The 24,198-nt window shown below is 43.2% G+C and carries 17 protein-coding genes; 9 read left to right on the top strand and 8 right to left on the bottom strand.

What is annotated here, in order from left to right:
- Window positions 1-9: 9 nt before the first annotated feature.
- Both CPIN_RS00190 and CPIN_RS00195 read right to left on the bottom strand, forming a co-directional pair.
- Window positions 10-1,428, bottom strand: a complete 1,419-nt coding sequence (locus CPIN_RS00190; RefSeq protein ID WP_012787724.1) for a RagB/SusD family nutrient uptake outer membrane protein — start codon at window positions 1,426-1,428, stop codon at window positions 10-12.
- 11 nt (window positions 1,429-1,439) lie between these two features.
- Complete coding sequence (locus CPIN_RS00195) at window positions 1,440-4,667, bottom strand: SusC/RagA family TonB-linked outer membrane protein (RefSeq protein ID WP_187294729.1); 3,228 nt, start codon at window positions 4,665-4,667, stop codon at window positions 1,440-1,442.
- A gap of 425 nt (window positions 4,668-5,092) precedes the next feature.
- On the opposite strand from CPIN_RS00195, the gene CPIN_RS00200 reads away from it, so the two are divergent.
- The 4 genes from CPIN_RS00200 to CPIN_RS00215 are packed head-to-tail and all read left to right on the top strand — an operon-like array spanning window position 5,093 to window position 8,436.
- On the top strand, window positions 5,093-5,644 hold the full coding sequence (locus tag CPIN_RS00200; RefSeq protein WP_012787726.1) for an RNA polymerase sigma factor: 552 nt from the start codon (window positions 5,093-5,095) through the stop codon (window positions 5,642-5,644).
- 36 nt (window positions 5,645-5,680) lie between these two features.
- Window positions 5,681-6,811 (top strand): FecR family protein, encoded by a 1,131-nt coding sequence (locus tag CPIN_RS36160; protein ID WP_012787727.1) that lies wholly within the window; start codon window positions 5,681-5,683, stop codon window positions 6,809-6,811.
- Between the two features lie 44 nt (window positions 6,812-6,855).
- Window positions 6,856-7,398, top strand: coding sequence for an RNA polymerase sigma factor (locus tag CPIN_RS00210; protein ID WP_187294730.1), 543 nt, complete (start codon window positions 6,856-6,858; stop codon window positions 7,396-7,398).
- A gap of 42 nt (window positions 7,399-7,440) precedes the next feature.
- On the top strand, window positions 7,441-8,436 hold the full coding sequence (locus CPIN_RS00215) for an AraC family transcriptional regulator (RefSeq protein ID WP_012787729.1): 996 nt from the start codon (window positions 7,441-7,443) through the stop codon (window positions 8,434-8,436).
- Here the strand turns inward: CPIN_RS00215 and CPIN_RS00220 are convergent.
- Window positions 8,423-8,914 (bottom strand): thioredoxin family protein, encoded by a 492-nt coding sequence (locus CPIN_RS00220; RefSeq protein ID WP_012787730.1) that lies wholly within the window; start codon window positions 8,912-8,914, stop codon window positions 8,423-8,425. The genes CPIN_RS00215 and CPIN_RS00220 overlap by 14 nt on opposite strands.
- Before the next feature lie 154 nt (window positions 8,915-9,068).
- On the opposite strand from CPIN_RS00220, the gene CPIN_RS00225 reads away from it, so the two are divergent.
- Together CPIN_RS00225 and CPIN_RS00230 are read left to right on the top strand one after the other, a co-directional pair.
- Complete coding sequence (locus tag CPIN_RS00225) at window positions 9,069-10,541, top strand: hypothetical protein (RefSeq protein WP_012787731.1); 1,473 nt, start codon at window positions 9,069-9,071, stop codon at window positions 10,539-10,541.
- A gap of 48 nt (window positions 10,542-10,589) precedes the next feature.
- Entirely contained in the window at window positions 10,590-11,570 is a 981-nt protein-coding gene (locus CPIN_RS00230) for a hypothetical protein (protein ID WP_012787732.1), read from the top strand.
- A 48-nt stretch (window positions 11,571-11,618) separates the two neighbouring features.
- Here the strand turns inward: CPIN_RS00230 and CPIN_RS00235 are convergent, their stop codons facing one another.
- Both CPIN_RS00235 and CPIN_RS00240 read right to left on the bottom strand, forming a co-directional pair.
- Entirely contained in the window at window positions 11,619-12,185 is a 567-nt protein-coding gene (locus tag CPIN_RS00235; protein WP_012787733.1) for a hypothetical protein, read from the bottom strand.
- A 1,464-nt stretch (window positions 12,186-13,649) separates the two neighbouring features.
- On the bottom strand, window positions 13,650-15,104 hold the full coding sequence (locus tag CPIN_RS00240; RefSeq protein WP_012787735.1) for a hypothetical protein: 1,455 nt from the start codon (window positions 15,102-15,104) through the stop codon (window positions 13,650-13,652).
- A gap of 417 nt (window positions 15,105-15,521) precedes the next feature.
- Here CPIN_RS00240 and CPIN_RS00250 point away from each other — a divergent pair, with 417 nt between their 5' ends.
- On the top strand, window positions 15,522-17,447 hold the full coding sequence (locus CPIN_RS00250) for a S9 family peptidase (protein WP_012787736.1): 1,926 nt from the start codon (window positions 15,522-15,524) through the stop codon (window positions 17,445-17,447).
- Here the strand turns inward: CPIN_RS00250 and CPIN_RS00255 are convergent.
- The 3 genes from CPIN_RS00255 to CPIN_RS00265 form a co-directional block, all read right to left on the bottom strand.
- Entirely contained in the window at window positions 17,441-17,788 is a 348-nt protein-coding gene (locus tag CPIN_RS00255; RefSeq protein WP_012787737.1) for a hypothetical protein, read from the bottom strand. The two genes, CPIN_RS00250 and CPIN_RS00255, sit on opposite strands and share 7 nt — an antisense overlap.
- Before the next feature lie 81 nt (window positions 17,789-17,869).
- A complete protein-coding gene (locus CPIN_RS00260; protein WP_012787738.1) occupies window positions 17,870-19,231 on the bottom strand; it encodes a RagB/SusD family nutrient uptake outer membrane protein in 1,362 nt (453 codons plus the stop codon).
- A gap of 10 nt (window positions 19,232-19,241) precedes the next feature.
- Window positions 19,242-22,280, bottom strand: coding sequence for a SusC/RagA family TonB-linked outer membrane protein (locus CPIN_RS00265; RefSeq protein WP_187294731.1), 3,039 nt, complete (start codon window positions 22,278-22,280; stop codon window positions 19,242-19,244).
- A gap of 152 nt (window positions 22,281-22,432) precedes the next feature.
- Between CPIN_RS00265 and CPIN_RS36165 the strand changes: the two genes are divergently transcribed.
- Together CPIN_RS36165 and CPIN_RS00275 are read left to right on the top strand one after the other, a co-directional pair.
- Window positions 22,433-22,981: an RNA polymerase sigma factor gene (locus CPIN_RS36165; RefSeq protein WP_012787740.1), complete on the top strand. Its 549-nt coding sequence runs from the start codon at window positions 22,433-22,435 to the stop codon at window positions 22,979-22,981.
- A gap of 70 nt (window positions 22,982-23,051) precedes the next feature.
- Window positions 23,052-24,194 carry a FecR family protein gene (locus CPIN_RS00275; RefSeq protein WP_012787741.1) on the top strand — a complete coding sequence of 381 codons (1,143 nt, stop codon included), beginning with the start codon at window positions 23,052-23,054 and terminating at the stop codon, window positions 24,192-24,194.
- Window positions 24,195-24,198: the final 4 nt, after the last annotated feature.

The raw sequence follows: 24,198 nt of genomic DNA on the forward strand, positions 1-24,198 counted from the left end.
TTAAAAATTTTAGTTTGAAGGATAACCAGCATTTTGAATGAGGTTAACATTGTATCGCAAGTCATATAATGGAATTGGGAAAAGCTGTTTATAAGAAACCCAAGTACCTCCTTTATGAGGTGAGACGCCAGTCATTACTTGATCGATTTCACCTATTCTTTTCAGATCAAACCAACGATGCCCCCATTCAGCGAAAAGCTCAACTTGTCGCTCATGATAAATCTGATTTAATAACCTATCTGTTGAACCTAGTTGTATTTCTTTAAGGCCAGCTCTAATACGAATAATATCCAGATCGGCTTTTGCTTGTGACAATTTATTTAAATGCACCCTTGACTCCGCTCTTATAAGATATTGTTCTGCGACTCTTAGAACAGTCAAGTACTCTTTGGATACATCATTTCTACTGTAATACTTATATTTTGATATATACAAATATTCTGTCTTTGTCGATGTATCTTGGGCAATTCCTAGCCATTTATTCTTTCTTTGATCATCTATTTCAAATGCGTGATTTAAGAAATCACTTACCCAAACAGGATTAAAATACTGATCTGGTTTACCATTTATCAAAGTGAACATTTCAGCATCTAATGTATTCAATCGAATTCCATCTGACACCGGTTGAAGCTGCCATATAGATTCTTTACTATTCTTAGCAAATACCTCATTTAAAGCTACTGTATCATAATAAGATTTTTGGCTTAGTACTTCAGTAGATTTTAATTCAGCATTTATCCAATCTTGCTTATACAAATAAACTCTAGCAAGCATGGCTTTTGCGCTAAATTTGTTAGGTCGAACTCGATCAATACTAATATTTCTGACATTAGCTTCCAAATAATTACTGCTTAAAAAAGTCTCTGCATCAAGAAGATCCTTAATGATTTGGTCATATACTTTATTTCTATCTACACGTGCCGCTTTACTATTTAACTTATAATCTCCAGTGAGAAGTAAAGGTACATCTCCATACATGTTCACTAAATAAAAATAAATAAATCCACGTAAGAAATACGCTTCCCCTAGAAGATGTTTTTTAACATCAGGAGACAATTTTTCGGAAAATCCAATAGCCTCCAGCGCGATATTAATACGATAAATAAACTTGTAATATACCGACCAAAAATCATACGGATATGTATTGGTATACATATCATTAAATGAGCTAATTGGCAAAGCATTAAATTCGTCTGCAGCCAGTCCACAAAATAAAGATATTCCTGTTCTTCCTTGTGCAAATCCTTCTCCTTGCCTTTGTAGATCAAAAAAAACACCTGTCAATACTCCTGCTGCTCCACTATTAGATGAATATACAAAATTGGCGGCTACTTTATCAGGCGGATCTCCAACATCCAAAAATTTAGTACATGCACAAATAAATAGACATAAAATAGCAATGCAAAGTATCTTAACTATATTATTCATACTTAGTGATTTTAAAAACTCATCTGAAATCCTGCATTCAATACTCTAAGTGGAGGGATTACATCTACGGACTGAGTTTCAGGATCCCATCCTTTATATTTTGTTATAGTAAATAAATTTTGGCCTTGAATGTATATTCTACACATCTTTAAATGTAAGTTATTGAGCAATTTCTCAGGCATTAACCATGATAACATAACATTCTTACATCTCAGGAAAGAGGCATCTGCATATCCACTATTACTTGCACGAACCCAGAATGCATAGTTATCATACAGAGCAAGGTTTTGACTAACTTTTTGAAAAACAGCAACATCGCCAGGTTTACGCCATCTGTTAACTATTGATTGCGGCTGATTTCTAATTTCGCCAGGGATCCAATTAGGGTCATATTCACTATTTCTGCCTACCTGCTTTGTAAACTGGAAAAAAACATCAATCTGAAATTGTTTTATCTTTATGTTATTTTGTATCCCTCCAAAAAAATCAATAGCTGGATTAATAAGACTATATCCCCCATCAGCATCTATCGCATCTACAGGTTTACCTTCACTATTTGCAAATTGATAAGCCCCTGTTTCTTCATTAACACCCAGTGATTTATATGTAAGAATCTCTGACAAAGGCCTACCAATCCGCTTAGTGCCCAAAATATTCTGATAATCAGTCACTAATTTATTTCGACTTCTAGAAAAATTAATTGACGTTGCCCATTCAATCTTTTGGGATTTAACATTTTGACTAGTTAGCACAAGTTCGATTCCACTATTACGAATAGCTATAGGAAGATTTCCCGTAAGTGTAGAGGCTCCTGATATAATGGGAACATCATAGCTTAAAAGTTGATTATTCGAATAATTATTATAATAGCTCGAGTTTATAAGAATTTTATCCTTCAAAAAACCTAATTCCAACGCTATTTCAGTCTTACGTGTACGCTCCCACGCAAAATCAGGATTATATAGTCCTTGAACACGCAAGCCTTTTTCACCTTGATATAAATTTTCCACAAATTTATACTGATCTAAATATTGATAATCTCCAATTTGGTCATTACCTGTAATACCATAGCTTCCTCTTAACTTTCCAAAACTCAATATTGAAAAATTTTCTTTAATTAAACTCTCCTCAGAAAATAGCCACCCAATACCCAATGATCCAAAATTCGAAAATTGATTTCGTGGACCAAATCGACTGCTTCCATCTCTTCTCAACGTAAAATTAATTATATATTTATCCCTTAAGTTATATCCAAATCGTCCAAAGAAAGCTAAATACTTATACTTACGTCCTATACCACTTATTGTATATGACTTTGCCGCACCAGGATAACGAACAAGAGCATCCTGTAAAATACCGTCGGTATATAGCAACTTACCATCTGAGGAACTTCCAAGTAACGTTGCTCCCAACAGAATATTTATCTGACTTTTACCAAGACTTCTATGAAAAGTAAGTTGCGGTTCTGTAATCCAGTTGGTGGATTTAACATCTGTGTATGCTCCAGACGCTGTAGCCGTCGAAGCTTGCTCAGGAGGTAGCCCAGCAATTAAATAAGCAGAAAATGTATTGTTCCTTGTTTCTGTGTAACCTAAATTTGCCTTTAAAACTAGTCCTTCAATAACTCTGTAACTTAAGTCAATATTTCCAACCAAGTTATTAACCTTGCCATCAACCATATTCGTCATTAATTGCGCATATGGATTATCCCAAGTTGAATTCGCCCAATTAAGAGTGCCATCGAGATTATACCCACTAGGAGCGTTAGGTGGTAAGCTTATTTTAGTTGCAAAATCAAATCCCGGAAAATTGGTTTTGTCTATGGTATAGTTTCCTGTAATAGATGCTCTTAATCTTTGATCAGGAGAATTACCTGTTATATTAAAATGGACACCTCCTCGATTACTTGAAAAATCTCCTGGAAATATTGTTGTTTCTCTGTGAAAATTTCCTCCAAGAAGATACTGAACAGAGCTTACCCCTCCAGAAAAACTAAGTTGTCCATCTGTATAGCTGGCTGTTCGGCCTAACAATTCCTTTTGCCAATCAACATAACTCGCTGTATCCCATAAAATTAAATCCGGCGCATTTTGCAAAGAAGGAGCCATATCATCATTTCTAAATGCCTCTCTTCTCATATCTAGATACTGCTGAGTATCTAATAATTTCCTTTTCCTGGGAAGATTTTGTAATCCCCTATTTAAACTTACGTCAATTTTTGTTTCACCAATCCTTCCTTTTTTCGTGGTAATCAGTACAACGCCATTCGCTCCTCTAGCACCGTAAATGGAAGTTGCGTCAGCGTCTTTTAAAACATCTATACTTTCAATGTCTCTCGGATTGATAAAATTCAATGCGGAAATGACCGTTCCCAAGGCTCCATAAGTTCCTCCAACAGGAGCAGAAACAACAGGTTGATAAGGTACTCCATCTACTATAAATAACGGTATTGTTCCATTTTTCAAACTATTTTGCCCCCTAATCTGAACTTTTACCTGTCCCCCAGATAGTCCTGTAGTCTGTGTAATAACCATTCCCGGGACCTTTCCTTGTAAAGCTAATAAAGGATCTGATACCGGGCTTCTAGCGATCTCATCGGACTTTATTGAAATAACATTGCCAGTATTAAATCTTGGCGTAATTATTCCATACCCAACTACTACAGTTTCATCAAGTACTCCAGGCAATTCATCTAAACGAATAATCAACGTTTTCTGAGTTACTTCTACCTCTTTATATCCAAATCCTATGTGACGAACTATTAGCATACTATTATCACTTACCCCCACCAACAAAAAGCTCCCGTCACTATCTGATTTAGTGCCCTTATTGCTTCCTTTAATCAATATTGTCGCTCCGGGTATCGGGTTTCCTTTATTATCTATGATTTTTCCTGAAACATTCACATATTTATCACTAGTTGAATGTTTCGTCGTAAATTGCGTATCAAGCGATATAAGAGAGACTATATGTTGTCGATATACCCACCTAATGCCTCTCCTTCCAAGCGTTTCTCTCAACACGTCATCTAACATCATTTTTTCAAACTCAACACTCACTATCTCATTTACATTAACGGCATCAGTTGAATACATAAATCTTAGTCCCGTCTGCTTTTCTATCTGCTTAAACACACTCTCCAACGTCTCATTCTTCGCAATAACCGTCACCTTCTGCTTCCCGGTCTGATCTATCTCAGAGAACGCAGAAAAAGAAAACCATAATAAAAAGACAGACATAAACCTGACTAGCAGGTTACTGCGAGGCGTAGAGATGTACATAGATGGTTGGTGTTAGTTTTAAATAAAAAGCATAGCAATAAGCGCCGTTCAGATACACGACAAATTCACACACTCACAACGATAATATTCAAGCTAGTAATTCAAAAAATTGGTTGGTTGATTGGAACTATTGAGCCATTCCCAAAGTCAGTCGGCGATCAAAATAAAAAGTACTCCCCAGATTTAACAGAAATTTAAACACCTCCAGATGTTACAAAAAATCTACTCACGTTAACACGGCATTAACTTCTCGCAATTTGAGATTCAGTAGTTTAGCAAGCGTACAAAATACAGTTCATCATTGTCTGTGAATCCTCAAATCAATTATTATCCCTTGAATTCCGTATACAGCTTATTGTATAACTATTCATTCTGATATTGGTATGCATGCACTAGACGGTTACAGCGATGAACATCTCTTCACCCTCCTGCAGGATGACAATGAAATCGCCTTCAACACTATATTCGGCCGTTACAGCCGTCGCTTATACATTGAAGCATATAGTAAGCTACAAGATGAAGATGAAGGCAATGACATTGTCCAGGAAGTCTTTTGTTGGCTGTGGGATAAACGCCGTGTGCTGGATACACCACAATGTCTGAAGGCTTATCTGATACAGGTAGTCAGGAATAAATGTGTCGACCTGATCCGTAAAAAGACCAGTACCAGGGGGAAAAAGCAACAATACATATGGCTGGCGGATACCTATACTACCACCTCGCCTATAGAAACAAAAGAACTAGGCAGGCAATTGGCCATTGCTATTGACAGCATCACACCTGCCAGCAGACTGGCTTTTGAACAGTTGTATCTCCACAAAAAAAGCCTGAAAGAAATCGCAGACCAGATGGAGATTAACGTTCAGTCGGTAAAAAACCACATCCACCGCGCGTTGAAAGTCCTACGTGAAAATCTGAAACACAGCTTATCATAAGTACCTTTTGAGTTTTTTTCCGACTCTAAAAGTGCTATGATAGACGAAACCCAGATAGAACAACTGGTACTGGATGAACTAGGCGGTATCATAACCCCGGAAGACAGTGCCACCCTCAAAAAACTGCTCGAAGAAGAACCGGAAGCGCGTATTATCCGAAACGCCATCTACGACCAGTTTTCAGGTCCTGAGGAACAGGCCTTCCTGGCGCTGTCACCTGAAAATCTGCCCCTTGAACAAGTATGGGCAAAGATCCGTAAAAGAAAATGGATCCGCGTTATTGTACGCACAACACTGACCATCGTACTCCTGGCATTGGCAGCCCCGAGTATCTACATATTATTCATCAAGCCGGAAAAGCTGGATAAGCGCACGGCAAACGTCCATGGATTGTCCCTGAAAACTGTTGCGCTGCAGCTGCCCGATGGCGAAATCGTCAATCTGGGCAGCCCGCAGCAACAAGTTACCCTTGGTGATGTCACCCTCAACGCACAACAAAAACAACTCTCTATCAAAGCCAATAAATCAGGAAAAGGCATCGCCACAATCACTGTCCCTTCAGGAAAAGATTATAAAATTAAACTCGCAGACGGTACAGAAGTACAACTCAACTCTGATTCAAAAATGTTATTCCCCGTTTCTTTCAACGGCAGAACACGCGAAGTCACCATCGAAGGAGAAGCGTATCTGTCCGTCGCCAAAGATGTCAAAAGACCTTTTATCGTCCATCTGCCTAAAAGTACTATTCACGTACTCGGAACGGAATTTAATGTCAATACCTACGATAAAACATACGAGCAAATTGCGCTGATCAAAGGTGCAATCAAACTCAAGACTGATTCTACGACGCTCATGTTGAAACCAGGATTCTCAGTAAGATATCAACAAGGTCAGAATTTGCAGATGATACGTTTTGATCCGGAAGAAATTTTAGCATGGCGGGTGGGTACTTATGTGTTTCGGGCAACGACTATAGACGAATTATGCAAAGTGATGAAAAGATGGTACGGAATAAAAGTCGTTTATGACAATCCGAATACCGGCCAGCGCCGCTTTACAGGATACATCGACAAATCCAGGCCCATGCGGCATTTCCTGGATGACTTAGAGTTCACTGGACACTTCAATTATTATTTTGATAATGACAGTGTCTTACACATCAGATGACGTTACAGGATCTTTATTTTTTGTTATGCAGTTTTGAATCTAAAATGATGTTATTTCACGAGGAAGAATTATTATTGTCAGTGAAAAACGGGGATGCAAATGCTTTTGCTTCACTCTACGAGAAATATCGCCCGCAATTATTGACGGAAGCATACCATAAGGTACGCAACCAACATGAAGCGGAAGATATGGTACAGGAGATCTTTACTTCTTTATGGCAACGACGTAGACAATTGACGATCAATATCTCTCTGAAACACTATCTGTTCAGAGCCGTACATCTGCAATATGCCTATAAATGCCGACGCAATGAAGTAGCGCGTAAGTTCGTAACACACACCTACTACACAGCCACGGATGCTGCCCTTCCTCAAAATCTGGAGAACAAGGAACTGGGCCAACAAATCCGTCAGGCCGCTACTTATGTGTCAGCGCCTGCCTGCAGAAAAGTATTTGAACTACTTTATCTGCAGGACTGGAGTCATAAAGAAATAGCACAGGATCTGAACATCCAGCCACAGGTAGTAAAAAACCAGGCAAGCCGTGCACTGAAAGTGATCCGTACCCGTCTGAGAGAAGTTGTCTGAAGCAACACATCCCGTCTATTTACGGATACTAAATAACCATATATGGGTACTACACTTTCTGGCACTAATAAGCTACTACTATTCGAAAGATTAAATCCCTCCTATGTATTACCAACCGATATCCCGGAGGAATTTGAATCACTGATCATTCCGGCAGCGGGCGCCTATTTTCGTGAAGATGCAGAAGCGGAAATATTATCCCAGAACATCAACTTTGGTCCCTTTACACTCTGGATCCATGATATCTGGGCAAAAGAAAATATTGTACTCTGTCCTTTTATTCCGTCACATATCTGGTCCCTGCACGGCCTCTATGAAGAAAGCCTGCATCTTGAAAGTCCGTCTGCACCCAGCTATCTCCTGGAAGAAAAAGAATTTAATCTCTTCAATCTTCCGGCTGGTTTACACCGCATCCCGATGGCGGCAGGAAAAAAAATCCTGTCCGTACATATCAATGTCGAACAGGAAGTACTGAAAGCAATGGTAGAAGAATTTCCTGGATTGGAGGCTTTAACAAAATTAGACAGGAAAGAAGCGGGCGCATTAAACGCACATCCCTACAACAGCAATCCTATCTGCGATTTCCTTATAGAGAAAATGCTCTCCTGCAGATACACCGTGAAAAGAGCATATCCATATATCTTCAGGATCTGTATCGATCTGCTGAGAAATATCGCGGCACAGGAAGCGAATTTACACCAGCCGCTCATGGTTGACAGTGTGCTGAACACTGAAAGTACCCACCAACTGTTGAACTACATCAGGGAACATCCTTTCAAGAAAAATACCATCACCCAACTCGGTTACATGTTCGATACCACACCTAAGAAATTGTCATTCGAATTCAAACAGCACTTTGCCGTATCTATACATGACTTTATGCACACGGCAAGGATGATGATGATCTATGACATGATGCAGGAACAAAAAACGGCCATGTCGGAAATTGCCAAAATCTCGGAATTCCCCAATGTGATGAACATGATGATGCAGGTAGCCGATTATTACTCCTGTAGCCGAAGTGCTACATATCAATGATCGCACGGACCGTATCCAATGGCAACGATCCTAAATTCGCACGTTTAATCTGTCTGTTTTTATCATAAAATACAAGCAGCGGATATGCCTGTCCGCCATAATAGCGGAAGAACGTATTATTATAATCTAACCCCAGTTTCACATTCGGGAATTTTTCCACGTTATACTTCTCCTGGTACAATTTCACATCATGAAAACTACCAGCACTGATGAACAAAAGGTTAATATCCTTCAACGTATCCATCGCTGCTATCATTTTCTGTGTGAAAGTGTCACAAGGCAAACAACCAGGGCCGTAATAATACAACAAGGTAGGGCGTCCTTTCGCCAGACTGTCAGTACTGAACTTCGACACCGTATCTCCCTTTAACAACACAATGGGAGGTAAGGCTTTGGGATCTTTGGGCATATCGTCGGCATGAGGAGCAGGAGTACAGCTGGCGAGTCCCAGGGCAAACAAAAGGAGTAGCTGTTTCATATCGTATAGATGGTTAACGACGGGTAATATAAATGCATTCACCGGGATAGTACTTAGGAGATAGCGATTATCAGAAATTGTCTTTATCTCCTAACTATTCCTCCCGACGTACCACCTAACTTTAAAAGACCCGTTAACCACAATCAGCGCCCTCATGAGTAACCCAAGTCTCAAAGATTACATCTTTAAAGATCCCAATAACCGCCCTTACGTATGGACTGCCATTATCGGAATCTTATTGCAGTTGTTATTCTTTAAATACCTGTATCCCTTTGCCAGTTATATTAATGGCGACTCCTACGCCTACATGGAGACCGCACACCTGAACTTATCCATCAATACCTATCCTGTCGGGTATTCTATGTTCATTCGGTTATTTAGTGTATTCACCCACTCTGATACGGCATTGGTCGTTTTTCAATACCTGATGTTACAGGCAAGCATCTTATCGCTGGTCTTTACCTTATTCTACTTCTATAACCCGCACAGATATACCAGGATAGGATTGTTCGGATTTATGTTGTTTAACCCGGCTTTCCTCTATCTCGCTAATTATGTATCCAGCGATACCTTGTTTCTCTCCCTTAGTCTGACCTGGTTTACGATCTTACTCTGGATCGTCTACCGCCACTCCAGGAAACTGATGATCTATCACGCATTAGTCCTGTTTCTCGCCTTTACTGTGCGATACAACGCACTATACTATCCGCTGATAGCCGGCATCGCTTTCCTGCTGTCCCGGCAGGCATTGCTGCAGAAAATACTGGGCCTGGCGATCTGTGTGATCCTGATCGGCAGCTTCATTCAATACAACAAACACCAATACTACGAACTGAGCAAAAAGAGCATTTTCACACCGTTTACCGGCTGGCAGATGGCCAATAATGCAATGTATGCCTATAAGTTTGTGCCTAAAGAACAGCGTAAACCGGTCCCCAAAAAGTACCAGGTACTCGACAGGATGATCAGGGAGTATTTTGACAGCACGGTCGGTAATCCCCGGCACCCGGAGGAAAACCTGGTCGCCAGTACGATCTACATGTGGACGCCTGGCGCCCCATTACGGACCTATATGCAGAACCAGTTCAAAAAGGACAGTACTGCCCCGGAATTAAAAAGATGGGCCAGTGTAGCCCCCTTGTATGAAGAATATGGCAAATATATCATCATGCAATACCCCTGGAAATTCGCCCAATTCTATTTGCTCCCTAACGCCCTAAAATATTACGCCCCTCCCATTGAATTCCTGGAATATTACAGCACGGGCCAGGAGATCGTCCATCCCATCGCCCAGACCTGGTTTGAATACAAAAGCAATAAGATCGAAACAAAATTCAAGGACTTTAAGGTCGATATCCTGAACTATTACCCCATCCTGGTAGGAACAATGAATGTGATCTTTTTCCTGGGTATGATCGGCTTCCTCTTACTACAGGGCTATAAACAGCACCCGCTCATGGGAAAAGGATTATTGTTGGTTGTCTGCCTCTGGCTGACCAACTTCGGCTTTAGCGTCTTCGCCTCGCCGATCGCCCTCCGCTTCCAGTTGTTCCCGATCCTGGTGATGACCTCCTTTGCATTCCTCTTTATGGAATATCTCATTAAAGAGGCTACAAAGAAAGAATAAACCGAACCATTGGGCGACGTTCCTTGTTATAAAGCAAACCACCATAAAATGTCAGCATTTTCACATGGAGATGCGAGGTTGCTTCCATTGGAAGGAAAGCGTATTGGTAATACGAATACCGCCCGAATACCCGAAGAGTATCTTCAATTATTATTGCCCTACGCCAATGTACACTGTTGGCAGAATGGCCAGGTGTATGTATTGTCCCAGCATATGTTACTGGGGGCCTACTCCCTATGGATCCATGATGTTGTAGCAGATGGGGCGCAAGACATTCTTCCCTATGTGCCGCACCCGCTTTACACACTACATTATATGTTTGAAAGCGGACTGGACGTAAGAACGCCGGATGCGGAACCGTTCCACCTGGAAGAAGACACCTGTAATCTCTTTTATCTTGAACCAGGCGTAAGCCGGCTGCCTTTGGAAGAAGATCTGAAGGCATTATCCGTATTAATCAACATATTACCCGAACATATATCCGCGCTGACAAAAGACTTTCCGGATCTCCACAAACGACTGCAGCAACATCGCTTAGGTAACCAGGTGATCAACAAACAACCGTTTACCGTAACAACTGTCAACCGGATGCTGATCTCCAGAATACTGACCTGCCGTTATCTCCGGGATGACGCCGCTGTATTCCTGGAAAGATGCTGCGCCGATCTCTTCCGTATATTTTGTCGCCAGTATAATGTGGCCATGGTCGTTCCTCCAGCAGAAAACGACAACTACAATAAAGTCTTCGAATACATGCGGACATACCCTCATGCCCGCTGTGACCTGAGATATTTTTCCCGGATGTTCCACATACCAGAACATGAGATGGAAGCAGGCTTCCTGAGCTATTTTGCCATCAGCATACATGATTGCAGTCATATGCTGAAGATGATGACCGCCTTTGATCTGATTATACAACATGGTCAATCCTTTGGTGATATCGCAGTGCGGATTGGAATGGACACGGAAAGGATGATTCAAGCGATAGAAGCATATTATAATATCAAAGTTGCTGCGCAAAGAAACTAATAGAAAAAGCCTCCGCAAAATTGCGGAGGCTTTAACAATCAATAATTCCTACAAAATTGATTCTTTCGTCACTTCATTGCCTGGTGTATCCACAGCAATGATGGTAATAATCGTTCCTGTCAATACTAAATTTTCAGTAGTAGCAGTATATGCCCAATCAAGTCCATTGACCTGCAAAACAGCATTTCCTTGCTCAATGACACCACCAGCGGCATTACGAATGACCACCCTGACGCTATCAACCTTAAAGTCGTCATACGCCAGGATAAGAATCGGATCTCCTACTGCGCCATGATAATCGTCAGTACCGATTGACTCAATAATAGGAGGTCTCATGAAGTCCTTCAAAGCCATATTATAAGCACTTTGGTCAGGTCCTGCAAGCGCAGTATAATAAGCTTTCAATGTAGGATCTTTCAATACGGCCTTGGCATAAATCACACCTCTCTTGAAGCGGCGTTGAATGGCCAACTGCTCTGCGGTAGGCGGCACACTACTTTCACCTCTTTTTGCACTCATTACCACGCGGCCCGAGCGCCTTGTTCTGAAAGTCAATAAATCTGCAATAGTGCCTGAAGCACCTTTTGTCAACGGATTATTATTAGATCTAGCCATTGTTTTTAAGTTTTAAAGTTTAAGAAAATCATTTCATTGTAACCACCGCTCCAGGTGAAACAGAAGGCGTCTCTCTCCTATTCCTGACGCAGCCCTGATGTGGCGGTTGACAATACAATGTTACGGCAAAGCGACACGCAGGGGAAGCTACAATATGTGGTACCGCGTCAACGCATCGACGGTGACGCGGTGAAGCAGGGACGAACGGTAGGAAGACTTTTGCTGAAAATATTTATATCAATTCGACACTGCCGTTTAAGTATTTTACTTAACTTAGTATAAGTATCATTTTATAACCGACTCTTATTAGCTGTTTGTAGACCCAAAGCATAAAGACAGAACTAGCCGCAATAACAGTGTCCAAAGAACTAACTATCCTGGAAACGATGATCCCAGCCTGATAACAGTCAACCCAATAAAAACACATAACATGAAAAATTTACGAACGATGTGCTTAAACGCACACTTTGCCCGATTGTCCGATCTCGTAGATCGACTGCATTTGCTTTCTGGTAAACCGCAGTCAGATAATCATATTTGCACGTCCCTGTTCCTTCGACTTAGTATCCTACGACTTTCTCCCCTACGACTTCGTTCCCTGCATGCGATTGCCACGCTATAGGCTTGCGGATTCAGGACTTTTCACCTGATCGCAGTGTCCATCCCCAGGACCATTAAAAGGGAATATCACCCATCTTACTTATTGACAAATAATTCAAACGCCGTAATCCAGGTACAGCTATGCTGCGCTACCTGATAGCGTATTTGCTTGTATCGGAGTATCGGTACAAAACACTAATATCATGACATCACCTAAAGAAAACAGACACGTCATTAAAAGAGTCCGCAGTCATTCAAAAGAAACACTGCACAACGATAAAAGATTTCAACGCGTTCGCGACAACTGGAAGGATTTTACCAGGGCAGCCCGCTATGCAAAGCTGATGCGTACCGTCATGGAAAGTATGCAACAGCCCGTACACGACAGAAGCAGGCATACTACGCTCACTAAAACATTCTCACAGATAATAAAATCAGACACTGATGCCCCTCCCGGACAACGCAACATCAGGCCCGGATTACTGCATCTGTTAACAGGCATAGAATTAAATACAGGAATTGCCTTGGATGATCTTTTCATTTTCAATTACGCCATGACTGAATGCAATATGCGGGATGCAACACACTACTTAGACCACACGATGTTATATCCTAAGATAATTCGAAAAGTATTACCTCCGGGTGTTGTTGATTTTGAGATCAATATCGGCGTAGCCGAAATAGACTTTGAACAACTTACCTTCAGGTGCTATCAGCAATCTTCTGCTTTGATACCGGTAAAAGGGAATAAATTTTCCGGCGTAAAAATGGAAGCGCTTATTGGCCAGGAAGTACCGGACCATTTATTTGTATTCCTGGCAATCAGTTGCTACGACAAGGATAAACAGTTTAAAACCGGCGCAATTAGGCTGCTGAATGTTTTCGGTGCGCCGGGATACGGAGAATATTTATCTGCCACAAAAGCAGACCAAATGCTGCTCCCAGAATCATGTTCAGCAACTGATACCGAAGCACCACCGGAGATGCCAGCACACTAAAACCATAATGTACAATCCAGTAAAACGTACCGATCCGCAGCGCACTTCTGAATCTGTTATCTGCAAATGACGGTCCTCCAACCCGGTAATAAGCGATCCAGCCGGAAATAAAAAACAGGATAACGATAAGCATTAAAGCAGGGTAACAGTCGAAGATCACCAATTCACGTACACCGGATCGTGTATAGACTTTATTGGAAGGATAGTGGAACCAGGCCTGTGCAACCGGCCACACCGTATCACGGCCATCGTTGTACACGGCCAGGTTCTCTACTGGTGGATAAGCATATTGAAAAAAGTTAGGTAACAGATAATAACGGAAATATTGCAGCGGATACTGACTGATCAGATATTTACCATAATCATTGTACAATGGCGCCACCGCTGCCATCTGACGAAGATGCATCGCATTATCTGCTATATTCACGGCACCAGGCGATGGTTGCAACGGAGAACCAGGATCCCATAAATAGAATGCCATCATCGGCCATCCATCCGGCCGCTGAGGCATCGGCACCCGTTGTAGTGAATCCAGGTAAGGGACTACTTTAGCATGGATAGCTACAAACTGCGCTGGTACATCCAAAGGCGGTCTTTCAGGCATATGCGCATAGGCATAAACAGCATTACTGGCCATCTGCCATCCACTAAAAGCAGAGAATTGCCTGGTTCCCATCACTTGCTGATTAACAGCTGTTGTGTATAGCATAAAACCACCGATCACGCTGGCCATAATCATACCGCTGGCAATTTTTACCCTTACAGAGAACGGACAGAAGACGATGACTGTAATACTGATGATCGGATAGATTAAAGCATGGTACCGCACTGTATATGCCAGCATCAACACCAGTAAGTGAGCCGCCAACAACCACTTCGAAGGTTGATATACAAGCCGGAATAACTGCGATATCCACACCAGACTGATACCGATGAAATAAACATCGCTGGTCACATAATTACTCAGATACAAAATGGCTGGATTGAGGAACAGTATACAAAAGACAATCCGGCGTACCCAGCGATGCACGTATGTCAGGTCTTGTAAAGTATAGAAGAAATAAAGCGCACAGATATGATAAAAGCAATATTGTATAAAAACAAGTATAGTATCGCTATGCGTAAAGAAACCTACAACGCTGATCAGCTTTGCATATCCTACCGGCCACATATTTGCATCCACATTTGCAGCAGCACTACGCAGGTAATTATAAGAATCCTGCATAAAGTTGGGAAACGGGTAGAAATACTTGAAGACAATGAACTGTAACAGCATGGTGAACATTGCCAGGTATATGTATCTCTTAAATTGCATTCTCATAATATGCAGGAATTTAAACTGGGAGATCAATTCAACAGTTTGGAGATAGAGAATATTTTTGAGCTGCTTTAAAGTTAATAGTTAAATGCTAACTTATGGGAACCTTACAAAAGCGTCCCCGTGTTAATCTGCTATCGACTCATCATACTGCTTTGCTGTTGTTCACTCCCGGCCTGGTCACAAAGACCAGTACTCACCAATGATAGCTGGCGGACCTGGACCACGCTTTCCCCCCAATATGGCATTCGGGATGACGGCCGCTACTGCTGGTATCAGTATGGAAGTCCTGCAACAGGGGATACCTTATGTTACCATGCCCTTGACAAGCATCAGCGCAGAGCGTTCCCACATGGTTTTAATCCCATATTTTCCGGTGAGCATTTCTTGTTTCAATTACCAGGCGATACCCTGTGCATTATGACAAACAATAGTTTGCAACAGGTCCCGGGAGTAAAAGCATACACCATTGCACACGAGCAATTACTGTTACAGCAGGAAGATACGCTCCGTTGGATTGACCTTGAGACCGGACATACCCGCTTTATATGGCCAGGTTCCGTCAATCAGCTAGCAGCTGATGGACATCAACTGGCATTCTTTACAGACACTACATTACGATATTACCAACCAGGCATGGACAGCGCGATTGTATTAGATCAACACTGTGCCGGCGGATTACAATTCTCCAACGACGGCAAATATCTGCAATATCAACTATCCCTACCAGTCCCGGCGCCGACAGAAAAGCTCCGTATCTGGAATTACCAGGACTATTATCTGCAAACACCACCTGCTATCCCCACCACGATGATCGTTTGCCTAGCAAGCGGACAATCATTTATAGTTAACTTACCCGGCACACAGATCGCCTGGCAACACGGCGGACGCTATATCATCACACAAAACAGTGTGAATCACCAGGAATATTATTGGAATAAAAAAATAATCAATACCCTGTACCTGGTCGATACACATACAGGAATACAAAAAAAGATTACTGCGAATACGGACAAGCTTTTACTACAGCCTTCCATCTCCCCTAATGAGCGGTTCATGACCTGGTATGACCATACAACAGCGGCTATCTACAGTTATGAAATTGCGTCCGGGCATATCCGGAAACTGATAAAGGGAATCGGAGTAGCACAATGGTCTGCCAAAGATAGTGTTGTGTTCATACACAGTGACCGCGATGTCTGGCAGATAGATCCTTCCGGAGAACGCCCGCCGGTAAAGTTGACCAATGGTAAGCAGCAGCATATGATCTTCCGTCAAGTCTATCCTGATATCTTTGTATCATTTGACACCCGTACCAAAGCAAATGGTTTCTGGAAATGGGAGCAGGGGAAACTGCACATTTGCACCATGGAAGACCGCCTTTTCTATATGCCCGTCTATCCCTTAGACCAATATCCACCCGTAAAAGCGAAAGACACCAGTGTCTATCTTGTAACGGGTATGAGGGACGGGACGAGTCCTGATTTATTTGTCACGAAAGATTTCCAACATTTCACATCATTCACAAAGATTCATCCGGAAGAGCGCTATAATTGGCTAAGGGTAACCCTGACAAAACACGGACTGTTATATCAGCCACAGGATTTTGATCCGGCGAAAAAGTATCCGGTCATCTTCCATTACTATGAAGGCAGTAAAGATTATCTGCACCGGTTTATAACGCCCGCTTTAAGCGAAGGCACACTAAATATTCCCTGGTATGTAAGCAATGGATATATGGTGTTTGTCCCACACATCATCACTAAGCAGCGACATCCGGGCAGAAGTGCTGCCCGCGCAGTGATCCGCGCAGCGAAATATCTTTCGACATTTGGCTGGGTGAATAAGGAAAGAATGGGATTGCAGGGACATAGTTTTGGGGGATATGTCACCAATTATGTAATTACACATACACAATTGTTTGCAGCAGCACAGGCTTCAGCCGGACCAACAGATTTTATCAGTGGGTACGGCGCTATCAGGAAAAGTACGGGAACTGCGATGCAACAATTGTATGAACAGGGGCAAAATAAGATGGGACGTCCGCCCTGGGAGATACCGCGTCTGTATCTGAAGAACTCTCCTGTTATTCGGGTAAATAAGGTGCACACACCGCTTCTACTGATGCATAATGACAATGACAATGCAGTACCATTTGCACAGGGTATCGAGCTGTACACAGCCCTACGGCGCTTACAAAAGAAGGTCTGGTTGCTGCAATATCGTAATGAAGGACATCAGTTATTCCGGGATCCGGATAAACTGGATTTCACCATCCGGCAACAGCAGTTTTTTGATCATTACCTCAAAGACAAACCAATGCCAGATTGGATGAAAGCTCACTGACCGGCATCATCATAGATCCCATTCAGGGTGATCCAGGCAGGACCGGTCACAACGGTGATAAAGTAAAACGCTCCTCCGACGGTCGTTGTCGACTGTGTTGTACCCGTATACAGCGGACGAGTGACATTAATAGGGAATTCATAAATATCAGTCCGGAACGTACGATAAGGCGCCAGGTAAGCATATGTGAGATTACGTGAAGCGCCATTCTGTGTAAAATCTCCGGTAGTAGGATAGAAGAGGTTACTAAGTTGACGGCGTTTTCCTGCCTTGAAAGACATCGTCCCTCCCAATATTGCCAACAAGGCGATAATCATTAAAATAAACCTGGCCTTATACATAACAAAGTGTTTTACGCTAAAGGTAAAATCACTAAAATGGAAAAAATGTAGGATGGGAAAAACGAAATTTGGAGATAGCGATTAATCATGGTACCCCTCGTTTTGAAACAAATGCGGATTCAGTATGATCTCACTCCGGGGGATAGGATACCATTGTGCATAACTGGCCCAGCTGCTACTTTTGGCGGCTGCTGCACTTTCCATGACCACGTCAATATAGTGCGTCCGTTTGAGATCCAGCCAGCGATGGCCCCATTCAGCAAACAGCTCAATACGCCGCTCCTGCTGAATGGCGGGTAGCAGCTGATCCGAAGTTGTAAAGGTAATACCAGGTAAACCTGAGCGGGATCTGATGACATCCAGATCTGCTTTTGCGCCATTGACGTCGCCTGCTCCCAGCCGCGCCTCGGCCCTGATCAGGTATTGCTCGCCCAATCTTAATATTACCAGGTTTTCCCTGGGGACACCCGTTCCATCAACTTTTTTATATTTATAAGGGTACAGGTCCGCGCCTGTTCCGCTCAACCAATATCGTCTGCGTAAATCTCCTTTCTCAAATGACAACAGCAACGCATGACTGATCTGTACGGAACGTTGCTGGATGAAAAGTACCGCATCATCTGTAAATGTTTTATCCACCGTTTGTAACTGCCAGATCGCCTCTCTGCTATCGGGTTGAAATACCTGCGTGATATTACTGGTGTCATACAGGTCATGGTGATCAATTACCAATGTCGCGGCATTAATCGCCTCCTGCCAGTTTTCCAGATACAGCTGTATCCTTGCCTTTAAAGCCACAGCCGCCCATTTGTTAGGTCTTATCCGCTCTCTCGTCACTGACACCATATCCGCCTGTAAGTAGTCTGTCCGCAGTAATTCCTGTGCATCCCTCAGATCTGCAAGAATCAGGTCATACACCTTACTGGCGGAGGTACGGTACAACGTTGCATTGACTTTATAGTCCGTACCGATAACCAGGGGGAGATCTCCAAAAAGATTTACAAGGTAGAAATAGCAAAAAGCCCTGGTAAATTTCGCTTCTCCCATCAGTTGTTGTCTGATAATAGGCGTAAGCTTTGTAGCGGCTTGCAGGCCCTCTATAGTGGCATTCACACGATAAATGTATTGGTAAAGAACCCGCCAGAAAGGAACGACTGTCGTTTGAATCTGGTTGCGATAAAGAGATAATGACAATTCTTCCTCTTGTTGCAGCAGGAATTCATCGGCAGACAATCCACAGCAATAAGAGATTCCTTTGCTGCCCATAAAAGCGCCTCCGTTACTCATATCGTAATATAGTCCGGTCATCAACGCCGCAGCTGTGACGTCCGAATTAAAGGCTGAGTTAGTGGTAACGTTATCTATTGGCGAACCAACATCCAGTAATTTGCGACAACTACTGAGCAGCAACATTCCAATGAACAGCCATTGTCTCCATCGCATAATACAAGATTTATAATGCTATTTTTAATCCGCAGCTGACCATCCTCAATGGCGGCAGTGTTGTCTTTGACTGTGTTTCAGCGTCAAGTCCTTTATAGCTTGTCCATGTGAATAAATTTTGTCCCTGCAGGTAACATTTCCCTTCCTGCAAATGCAGGCTTTGTAATAGTTTGCTGGGGAATGACCAACTGGCTTCCACATAGCGGCAACGTATAAAAGAGGCGTCTGTATATCCCAGATCACTCTCAATGGCTTGTCGATATCCATCCCGGAGACTCCCCGTCTGTGTATATCTTTGATAAGTAGCGATATCTCCCGCTTGCTGCCATCTGGATAATACGACTGCATACTGGTTTTGCAGATAGCCTGGCATATAATTAGGATCGAAAATTGTGTTCAGCCCTCGTTGTTTTGTGAATTGTAGTAATACTTCTAGTCCGAAGCCACGCCATTGAAAGTTATTCCGCCAGCCTCCATAGCAAACAGGCGCCATATCTATCGGTTTACTTTCTACCGCCTTATTAGCCGGCACAGGATGATGATTGGCATCGGCAAACTGATACGTACCTGTGGCAGGATCTACGCCCATAGCAGTAGCCACATATAACTGGGAAAGTGCCTGACCTTCTACAAATCCCACTGAACTTTGCATTGGAATAGTAGGATCGGGATAACGCAGTAGTTGATTGCGCCCGAAAGTGATATTAAATGAAGAAGCCCATTCGAAGTTTTTATTTCGGATATGCTGTGCGGATAGTACGAGTTCCAATCCATTGTTACGGATAACAGCAGGTAGATTGCCAATAATGCTTCCTGCGCCTGTAATATCAGGTAGTGGATAAGATACAAGTTGATTACTCGAGCGATATAAGTAGTAGCTGGCGTACAGCAGGATTTTATCATGTAAAAATCCCATATCCAGTCCGAACTCCGATTTGCGTGTCAACTCCCAGGCAAAATCTGCATTGAACAAACTGGCAGGCCGGAGTCCGGTAACGTTCTGATAAGTACCATCCACGTTCTTATACTGCCCGAGATATTGATAATCGCCTATCTGATCATTACCGGTTGTACCGTAACTGGCACGTAGTTTACCGAAGCTCAGGATGCGCTGTAAAGGCTTTGCAAAAGGCGCCTCCGTGAAGATCCAGGCAGCGCCGATGGCGCCAAAGGAAGCAAACTGTTTACGCGGACCGAAACGGCTGCTGCCATCGCGGCGTACGCTGAGATTAAGCAGATAACGGTTTTTATAGTTGATCCCCATCCGGCCGAAGAGCGCGACATAACGGTATGCGGCCGTTTCTGTTTTGCCATATACGGTATCGGCGTAATAGATATTGTTTAAGAGCGCATCACTTTTAAATCCATCCGCGTATAGTGCATCCTGGTTTTCGTTATATCCCTGGAGCGTACCACCTGCGAGGAATTGCAGGTGCCAAGCGCATTTATCAAGGGTATAGGTAGCCTGTGGTTCAATGATGCGGGAGATGCCTTCATAGTGAAAATGCTGGGAAGACCCTGTACGTGTATTACGAATAGCAGGCGCATAGATGGCGAGTGGCGTCAATGAGCTAGAGCGACCAGTAAGCCAGTTATAACCCACATTTGTTTTTAGGACTAATCCAGGTAAAAGCCGGTATTGCAAGCCGATATTTGCCAGCAGGTTCTTTACATCCGCATTAAATAAAGGCCCGACCAATCCGATATAGGGGTTTAACCAGCTGTAATTGAGGCTACCGTCCTCCAGGTAGGCGGGAGGAGTATTAGGAGGTAATAGTATACTGCTGGTAAAATCAAAGCCCGGAAGTGTCGTTTTATCTGCCAGAAAACTCCCGGTAAAAGTGGCAGAAAAGCGTTGGTCGGTGGAGTTCGCGTTTGTACTGAGATGAAGTCCGCCACGTGTATCTGCAAACGAACCAGGGAATACCATAGTCTCGCGGCGGTAGTGCCCGCTTATTAAGTACTGGTAAGTGTTGCTGCCTCCCGACATAGAAGCTTGAGTGCTGATGTTCTTACCAGTACCGCCAATGAGTGCTTTTTGCCAATCGGTATAACGCGCAGGATCCCATTTTAGCAGATCAGGGGCATTGCGTTCGGTTGGTTTAACACCGTCATTCCTGAATGCTTCATTTCTCATTTCCAGGTACTGCTGGGTATTGAGCAGCTGCACATGACGGCCGGTATGGGTGAGGCCAGTGGCTATATTGAATCGAAGCACCGTCTTACCTGCTTTCCCTTTGCGGGTATTGATCAGGATCACACCGTTGGCGCCACGGGAGCCGTAGATAGCGGTTGCATCCGCATCCTTCAATACATCGATGCTTTCAACGTCTTCAGGATTGATAAAATTAAAAGCGGATGCTTTTTCACCCCAGATCTGCGATCCGAGTCCGCCGCTGAGGATAGGGTTATAAGGAATACCATCAATAATAAATAAAGGTTGTGTACCATTTTCAAGGCTGTTTTGACCCCGGAGCTGGACTTTCATCGCCATACCACCAATACCACCTGTTTGCGTGACCAGCAAGCCGGGTACACGCCCTTGTAGGGCTAATAGCGGGTTAGTGCCTGACTGTCCGGCGATACTTTCGCCTTTGATAGCCGTGACATTACCAGTATTAAAACGATGTGTGGTAGTACCATAGGCGATGATGACCGTTTCATCCAGCGCCTTTCCCTGGATCAGTGTAGGACTGTCTGAGACGGGTGTATGAGTAGGGTTGGGTGGTAGTGTTGTAGATGGGATCATCCGGATGTTGATGGAGCGTCCGTCGAATTCCCAGGAGTAGTCTTTTGCCAGGATAGTGTTCAAGACAGTTTGCAGTGTTGTTTGTTTGAAATCGACATTTATGGTGCGGGAAAGGTCGACATCTGCGCCGTAACTGAAGTAATAGCTGGTCTGTTCCTGGATCTTGTTGAAGAGCTGTTGCAGCGATAAATGCCGGCCACTGATGGATACACTGTTTCGTCCCTGCTGTCCATGTACCTGCAACAAACAACAGGTATAGAGCAGGAGGAAGAGCGTACAGCATTTTGTGCGTTCGGGCATCCCCATATTGGAAGTTGTGGCTATTATGTAATAAGTAGCGGTAAAAAGGGAAAAGTACTCACCCTAACTATTTTTTTCCCTTAACAACGAGTTAACTCAACCGTATATCAGTTTAAAATACTTTTACTCATAAAGAAAATAGAGTCTTTATTATGAATTCCTTGAATATCAACCATTCAGAAGACGAACTATTTTTACTGTTTCAACAGGGAAATGAAGCTGCTTTTGGCGTTCTCTATGCCCGTTATGTTGACCTGCTGTACCTCCATGCATATTATCAGCTACAGGATGATGCCTTCGCTAAAGATGCGGTACAGGATGTACTTGTTTACTTCTGGAATAACCACGCAACGCTGGAAATCAGAACCAGCATTAAAACATACCTGACCGGGGCCATACGGCAGCGTTGTGCGGACCTGATACGGAAAGAAGTCAGTCTCAGGTACCGGCAGCAGACCTATGCTTCCATGACGACGTCTGTGACAGGTACATCTCCACTGGAAACGAAGGAGCTGAATAAGCAGATACAGAGCGCCATGTCTTTTATGAGTCCAACCAGCAGAAAAGCGTTTGAGATGTCATATCTCGAAAAAAAGACCAGCAAGGAGATTGCAAACATTCTGAATATTAAAGTACAGACAGTTAAAAACCACATTCAGCAGGCTTTGAAGATCTTACGCAAGCGCCTGAAAAAAAATTAAATTTCTCCCCAGTACTTTTACCCCTTCTGTTACTACATATAAGTGCGTTTATCACATTACTAGGATTATCATGCCGGTAGATCCCGAATACATTGAACAATTGGTATTGGAAGAAATAGCGGGAACCATTTCTCCTGAAGACAGTACCACCCTCAAAGATCTCCTGGAAAATGACGCTGATGCATATGCTATCTGGCTGAATATGCACAGACAACTGACAGGTAATCATATTCAATCCATACGAGAAAACCTTCCGAATACGCTGCCTGCGTCACAGATCATCGCTGTGGCTGGTAAACGTAAACGGCGGAAGATACTGGTAAAAACGAGTTTGAGCGCAGCAGCCGTATTGTTGCTGACGGCTGCTGTATGCTATAAATTATTGTTCCCGGCGTTCCAGCCAGTTTCGCCGGGCGCAATCCCATCTTTTGCCCTCAAATCTGTTATGCTGCAGCTGCCCAACGGAGCGTATTTCTTACTGGGCAGCGGGCAGCAGCAGTTCAAGGCGGGTGGGACCAATTTCCGGGAAACAGCCGGAAAGCTGTCCTGGTCCGGTGGAGGTACCGAATCCCAGCTCGCTACCATAATTGTTCCACCGGACGAGGACTACACTGTACAGCTGGCGGATGGGTCTGAGGTCATATTGAACGCGGATAGCCGGATGGATTTCCCGCTGACCTTTGGTAGCAAAAGAGATATCAGGATTAGTGGAGAAGCATATATACAGGTAGCACAAAAAGAGAATCAACCATTCCAGGTACATCTGCCTAACAGCACAGTGCAGGTGTTGGGCACCTCATTCAATGTGAACACTTATGAGGCCCGGCAGGAACAGGTACTATTGGAAACCGGGGCTGTTAAAATGCTGACAGCGGATGGGGATGTGCTTTTACATCCTGGTCAGGCGGTAAAATATCAACCAGGACAAGTACCAATTATCAATGATGTGGATACCGCAATAGCATTAGCATGGAAGAGAGGATATTATACCTTCCAGGCCACCCCAATAAAAGAGGTAAGTAAAGTGATGGAGCGGAATTATAGGGTGAAAGTGATCCTTGATAATGTAGCAACAGGGGAGCAGTTATACTCCTCGCGATTAGAAAAACAGGAAGACCTTGAAAAATTCCTGGCACGTTTAAAATCAATTGTTAAAATAGATTATCAATTCGAAAAGGGCGACAGCGTTTTGCATTTGTCATACAGACCGTAAACCA

Origin of the sequence: Chitinophaga pinensis DSM 2588, assembly GCF_000024005.1 — a bacterium.
In the GTDB taxonomy this organism is placed as follows: domain Bacteria; phylum Bacteroidota; class Bacteroidia; order Chitinophagales; family Chitinophagaceae; genus Chitinophaga; species Chitinophaga pinensis.

What these genes read in the sequence shown, in the direction of transcription:
- CPIN_RS00190 (WP_012787724.1), bottom strand. Translation starts at nt 1,428, where the DNA reads ATGAATAATATAGTTAAGATACTTTGCATTGCTATTTTATGTCTATTT.
- CPIN_RS00195 (WP_187294729.1), bottom strand. Translation starts at nt 4,667, where the DNA reads ATGTCTGTCTTTTTATTATGGTTTTCTTTTTCTGCGTTCTCTGAGATA.
- CPIN_RS00200 (WP_012787726.1), top strand. Translation starts at nt 5,093, where the DNA reads ATGCATGCACTAGACGGTTACAGCGATGAACATCTCTTCACCCTCCTG.
- CPIN_RS36160 (WP_012787727.1), top strand. Translation starts at nt 5,681, where the DNA reads ATGATAGACGAAACCCAGATAGAACAACTGGTACTGGATGAACTAGGC.
- CPIN_RS00210 (WP_187294730.1), top strand. Translation starts at nt 6,856, where the DNA reads ATGATGTTATTTCACGAGGAAGAATTATTATTGTCAGTGAAAAACGGG.
- CPIN_RS00215 (WP_012787729.1), top strand. Translation starts at nt 7,441, where the DNA reads ATGGGTACTACACTTTCTGGCACTAATAAGCTACTACTATTCGAAAGA.
- CPIN_RS00220 (WP_012787730.1), bottom strand. Translation starts at nt 8,914, where the DNA reads ATGAAACAGCTACTCCTTTTGTTTGCCCTGGGACTCGCCAGCTGTACT.
- CPIN_RS00225 (WP_012787731.1), top strand. Translation starts at nt 9,069, where the DNA reads ATGAGTAACCCAAGTCTCAAAGATTACATCTTTAAAGATCCCAATAAC.
- CPIN_RS00230 (WP_012787732.1), top strand. Translation starts at nt 10,590, where the DNA reads ATGTCAGCATTTTCACATGGAGATGCGAGGTTGCTTCCATTGGAAGGA.
- CPIN_RS00235 (WP_012787733.1), bottom strand. Translation starts at nt 12,185, where the DNA reads ATGGCTAGATCTAATAATAATCCGTTGACAAAAGGTGCTTCAGGCACT.
- CPIN_RS00240 (WP_012787735.1), bottom strand. Translation starts at nt 15,104, where the DNA reads ATGAGAATGCAATTTAAGAGATACATATACCTGGCAATGTTCACCATG.
- CPIN_RS00250 (WP_012787736.1), top strand. Translation starts at nt 15,522, where the DNA reads ATGACAAACAATAGTTTGCAACAGGTCCCGGGAGTAAAAGCATACACC.
- CPIN_RS00255 (WP_012787737.1), bottom strand. Translation starts at nt 17,788, where the DNA reads ATGTATAAGGCCAGGTTTATTTTAATGATTATCGCCTTGTTGGCAATA.
- CPIN_RS00260 (WP_012787738.1), bottom strand. Translation starts at nt 19,231, where the DNA reads ATGCGATGGAGACAATGGCTGTTCATTGGAATGTTGCTGCTCAGTAGT.
- CPIN_RS00265 (WP_187294731.1), bottom strand. Translation starts at nt 22,280, where the DNA reads ATGCCCGAACGCACAAAATGCTGTACGCTCTTCCTCCTGCTCTATACC.
- CPIN_RS36165 (WP_012787740.1), top strand. Translation starts at nt 22,433, where the DNA reads ATGAATTCCTTGAATATCAACCATTCAGAAGACGAACTATTTTTACTG.
- CPIN_RS00275 (WP_012787741.1), top strand. Translation starts at nt 23,052, where the DNA reads ATGCCGGTAGATCCCGAATACATTGAACAATTGGTATTGGAAGAAATA.